Here is a 4656-nt window from a genome sequence, read left to right on the forward strand (position 1 = left end):
TTGCCATACTTGTCAGTCGCGGCTTTCTCGGTTATATGTTTTGTCTTGGCACGCACTGATCGCGCCGCCGGTCGGCCACCTGCCCTCGCCTCTTGGCCCCTTGTTTTCCCAAAATACGACCCATCGATGCTTCGCTTTCCACTCGCCGGACTCCCGCCTCGCCATTCGCGTGTCCCGCCTTCGCGCCAACCCAACATTCGCTGCGGCGTCCAGACCCGGCAGGCCTGCCGCCCGCACCGATGACCGACGACACCCCGCGCAGGCGCAAGGGCGTCGGCCCGGTTTCGCTGAGCGAAGTCGCCGTGCAGGCCGGCGTCTCAATCTCCACCGTCTCGCGCATCGTGAACGGCGAGACCCGGCGGGCTTCGCCGGAAACGCTGGCGCGCGTGCGCGAGGCGATCAAGACCGTGGGCTACCACCCCAACCAGCTTGGACGCGCGCTACGCAACCGTGAGAGCCGCCTGGTCGCGATGCTGGCCGCCAACCTCGACAACCCGGTGATGGCCACGCTGGCCGCCTCCACCGAGGCCGCGCTGCGCGAGGCCGGCTACACGATGATCCTGTGTGACACGCACGACCGGCCGGAGCTGCAGGACGACTATCTCAACGCCATGCGTTCGCAGGTCGTGCAAGGCTACGTGATGGTCGCGGCTCAGCCCAGTGCCGGCCTGCGCGACTTCGTGGAGCGCGGTGCGCCTATGGTCTTCGTGAGCCGGCGCAGCCCGTTCGGCACCTGCGCCTTCGTGGGGCCCGACAACCTGGCGGCCGGCGCCGCCGCCGCAGACTACCTGCTCGACCGCGGCGTCGACGCGCCGGCCGTGGTATTTCCGTCGCGCGGATCGTCCACGACCCGGGAACGCGTGCAGGGCTTCTGCGAGCGGGCCGCCGACAGAGGCCTGTCAGCCGACCGGATCCGCCGGGTGGAGGCCCCGGGCATCTCGCACCTGGAAATCGGCTACGCCGCCGGGGCCCAGTTCGCGGCGCCCGGTGCCTGGCCGCGCGGCGCGATGTGCATCAGCGACCAGGTCGCCTACGGGCTGCACCGCGTGGCCCGCGAGAGCGGGATCCGGGTGCCCGGCGACTGCGAGCTGGTCGGCATCGACGGTAATCCGATCAATGCCTGGCTCGCCCCGTGGCTCACCTCGGTCGAAATTCCGCATCAGGATTTCGGACCGGTCATCGTGGACCTGATGCTAAGCCTGTGGGGCGGCGAAGCGCCACGCGAACGCCTCATGCCGCACCGCATGGCGGCTGCGCTCGAGAGCTAAAACAGGCCAAGCCTGAGCCGCCGTGCCCATGCTGTTCATTCAGGCGCGTGATCCCAACGGCATAAAAAAAAGCGCCCCAGGGCGCTTTTTTTTATGGATGCAGCCTCAAGGGGCCGCATCAGCAGACCGGCTCAACCCTGATGCGGGCGCTTGCCTGGGTTCTTTTTGCTGCGGGTGTGCGAACCGCGCTCCAGGCTGATCTTCTGGCCGCGGCCGGTCGTGATCGTGTAGCCCTTGGGAGGGACTGGCTTGGGGGCGCAGATGTCGGCTTCGACTCTGATTTTCTTGGGCATGGAAGACTCCGGGTTAAAAATGGCGTAGCCCGTGATTTTAAGCCACTCCGGGGCTGCAGGCCTCCGCCGGGCTTATCAGGCGTACAAGGCGACCGGCGCCTGCTCCCGGACGCACTGTGTTTGGGCCGCCGCCAGCGTGCGCGCCACGGGCTCCCAGGTGCTGGCGTAGGCGGGCAGCGCGTCGGGCGCAAAGGCGGTATGCGGCCAGTCGGAGCCCCAGACCAGGCGCCGGCCGAACAGCCCCGCAACCTTGCGGATGACCTCGTCCAGCGCCTCATACGGCGCTTGCACGCCCAGGCGGTACCAGCCCGAAAGCTTGACCCAGGCGCCCTGGGCGGCGAGTTGCTCCAGTGCCCGCCAGGCCGGGTGATCCGGAGGAATGCCGGCGTGCATGCCGGCGAGGTGATCCAGCACCGCCGGCACCGGGCTGGCCGCATGCAGGGCCGCGATCACGGGCAGGTCTTGCGGTGCCGCATACCACTGCACATGCCAGCCCAGCGCGCGCAGGCGCGGCGCCAGGGCCTGGAAGCTGTCCCGGGCGCCGTCACCCTCCCCGGCCTTGAGGCTGTCCCCGACGGGAGACACCAGGTTAAAGCGCACACCGCGCACGCCGAGCGCATGCATGGCCTGCAGCGCCGCATCGTCGATGGAAGGCGGCAGCACCACCACACCGCGATGCCGCCCGCCACCGGCACGCAAGGCGTCCAGCAACACCGTGTTGTCGGTGCCGTAGACGCTGGGCTGCACCAGCACCAGGTGGCCGAAGCCATGGCTTTGGGCCAGTTGCTCGATGTCCGCCAGCGGCCGGTGCGCGGGCTGGTAATGGCCCGGCGCGACAGCCGCAGCCGCGTCAAAGACGTGGACGTGGCTGTCCCAGCCGGGCGCCACCGGGTCAGGCGTGGAACTCTGCACCGCTTAACCCGTGGTGATCTTGCGGTCTTTGATGATGCGGCCCCATTTGAGCTGCTGGGCCTTGAGGAAAGCCTGCGTCAGCGCTTCAGGGCCCTCGGGGAAGGCTTCACCGCTCAGGCTGCGGATACGGCCCAGCACTTCGGGGTCGGCCATGGTCTTGCGGATAGCGGCGATCAGCGCAGCTTTGGACTTGGCGTCTATACCAGCTGGGGCCAGCACCGGGTTCCACTCGAGCACCTCATAAGCCGGCACGCCGGCTTCTTCCATGGTCGGCATGTCGGGCAGCGAGCGCGTGCGGCGCCGGCTGGTCACCGCCAGCGGGCGCAGCCGGCCCGACTGGATCTGCCCCAACGAGGAGGCCACGTTGGCGAAGAACAGCGGCACCTGGCCAGCCATCACGTCGTTCATGGCCGGGCCGCCGCCGCGGTAAGGCACGTGCACCAGCTTCACGCCGGCCAGGTCTTCAAACAGCGCACCGGCAAGGTGCTGGGCCGAACCGTTGCCGGAGGAGGCATAGGCGATCTGCCCGGGTTTGGCCTTGGCCAGGCGTATCAGGTCCTTGACGCTTTTGGCCTCAAAACCGGGCGTGCACACCAGCACGTTGGGGAACTGCGCCAGCACGGCCAGTGGCGCGAACGCCGTGTCGGTGTCGTAGGGCAGCTTGGGATAAAGCGCGGGATTGACGGCGAAGGACGAGGCATCGACCAGCAACTGCGTGCCGTCGGGCGCGGCGCGCGCCACCTGTGTCGCGGCGATCTGGCCGCCGGCGCCGGGTTTGTTGTCGACCAGCACGGTCTGGCCCAGGAACTCGGCCATGCGCGGCGCGATCAGCCGCGCCATCAGGTCGGCGCCGCCGCCCGCGGCATAGGACACGACCAGCGTGATCGGCTTGCCGCCGGCGATCTGGCCCGCGGCATGGGCGGCAAAGGCCCAAGGTGCGGCGACGGCCGCGCCCGCGGCCTGCAGCACGAGGCGGCGCGAGCGGTTCAGGGGTTGCGCTTTGCTTGCAGGGTGGTTGCTTGGGTGTGACATGGTTTTCTCCGATTTCGGGGGGTGTTCAAGGGACGTTCAGGTGATGGTGACGGTGTAGTGAAAAGCGTGGGCGTCGCCCCGCGTGTAGCGCACTTCGACGCAATGGCCGGCCAGGTCGTAGGCGCAGCGCGTGACCAGCGCACAGGGATGGCCGGCCGACAGGGCCAGGTGGCCGGCCTGCGCCGCCGTCAGCGCGCCGAAGCCGATTTCATCGACCGCGCGGGCCACGTGCACGCCGCAGCGTTCGGCAAACATCGGGTAGAGCAGGTCGCCCCAGCTGCCGGTATCGCTCTCGACGAGCTCGGCAAACAGGGCCGGGGGCAGCCAGATTTCCTCATAAACACAGGGCTGGCCCGAGAGCGACCGCACGCGTTGCAGCCGCAGCGCCATATCGCCGCGTGCCAGGCCCAGGCGCCGTGCCACCTCGGCGGGTGCGACCAGCAGCCGGCGCGAAACGATGTGCGAGGCCGGCACTTCGCCCGTGCCTTCGCCAAAGCGGAAAAACCGCATCATGGTGCCGCCCGTCATGCCGGCACGCACAAAGGTGCCGCGGCCATGGATGCGCTCTATCAGCCCCTGGTCGGCCAGCAGTTCCAGCGCGCGGCGCAGCGTGCCCAAGGCCACGCCGTGCTCGGCGGCCAGGGTCTGCTCGGCCGGCAAGGCGCTGCCCGGCGGCCACTCGCCCGCCACCACGCGCGCGCGCATGGCGGCGGCCAGGGCGGCATAACGGCTTTGGCCCGGTTCGGCGGGCACCACGGTCAGCGAAGGGTTTGCTGGAATGGCCATGATTGATCTAGTCCTATAGATGACTAGATCATGTCACGTACCCGGACTTTTGCCTCTTAGGGTTTACACGGAGCGCTGTAGCCCATAAAAAAAGGCGACGCCCATCGGGGCGCCGCCTTGCGCGGAAAAGCGTGAACCGTTTATTCGATGGTCGCGCCGGAAGCCTGCACGATGCCCTTCCATTTCACATAGTCGGTCTTGAGCAGGCTGGAGAACTGCTCGGGCGTCATGTTCTGCACTTCGGCGCCCTGGGCGTGGATGGCGGCCTTCATCTCGGGCGTGGCCAGCAGCTTGTTGACCTCGGCGTTGACGGTGGCGACGATGTCTTTGGGGGTGCCGGCCGGCATGAAAAGGCCGTACCAGGT

At 68.3% G+C, this 4656-nt stretch carries 6 protein-coding genes; 1 reads left to right on the forward strand and 5 read right to left on the reverse strand.

Annotation, left to right across the window (positions count from 1 at the left end; all coding sequences use genetic code 11):
- Window positions 1-239: 239 nt before the first annotated feature.
- On the forward strand, window positions 240-1268 hold the full coding sequence (locus tag AC1D1P_RS14705) for a LacI family DNA-binding transcriptional regulator (protein WP_477673495.1): 1029 nt from the start codon (window positions 240-242) through the stop codon (window positions 1266-1268).
- 131 nt (window positions 1269-1399) lie between these two features.
- On the opposite strand, the gene AC1D1P_RS14710 is transcribed toward AC1D1P_RS14705, so the two are convergent.
- The 5 genes from AC1D1P_RS14710 to AC1D1P_RS14730 all read right to left on the reverse strand — a co-directional run.
- Complete coding sequence (locus AC1D1P_RS14710; protein WP_007863796.1) at window positions 1400-1561, reverse strand: hypothetical protein; 162 nt, start codon at window positions 1559-1561, stop codon at window positions 1400-1402.
- 75 nt (window positions 1562-1636) lie between these two features.
- Window positions 1637-2473: an amidohydrolase family protein gene (locus AC1D1P_RS14715; protein WP_477668583.1), complete on the reverse strand. Its 837-nt coding sequence runs from the start codon at window positions 2471-2473 to the stop codon at window positions 1637-1639.
- 3 nt (window positions 2474-2476) lie between these two features.
- Window positions 2477-3505: a tripartite tricarboxylate transporter substrate binding protein gene (locus AC1D1P_RS14720; protein ID WP_477668584.1), complete on the reverse strand. Its 1029-nt coding sequence runs from the start codon at window positions 3503-3505 to the stop codon at window positions 2477-2479.
- A gap of 36 nt (window positions 3506-3541) precedes the next feature.
- Window positions 3542-4291, reverse strand: a complete 750-nt coding sequence (locus tag AC1D1P_RS14725; RefSeq protein ID WP_477673496.1) for a GntR family transcriptional regulator — start codon at window positions 4289-4291, stop codon at window positions 3542-3544.
- 140 nt (window positions 4292-4431) lie between these two features.
- Window positions 4432-4656: tripartite tricarboxylate transporter substrate-binding protein (locus AC1D1P_RS14730; protein ID WP_477673497.1), on the reverse strand; the 225-nt coding region annotated here is incomplete at its 5' end.

The organism is Polaromonas sp. P1_E1_2, assembly GCF_056406035.1.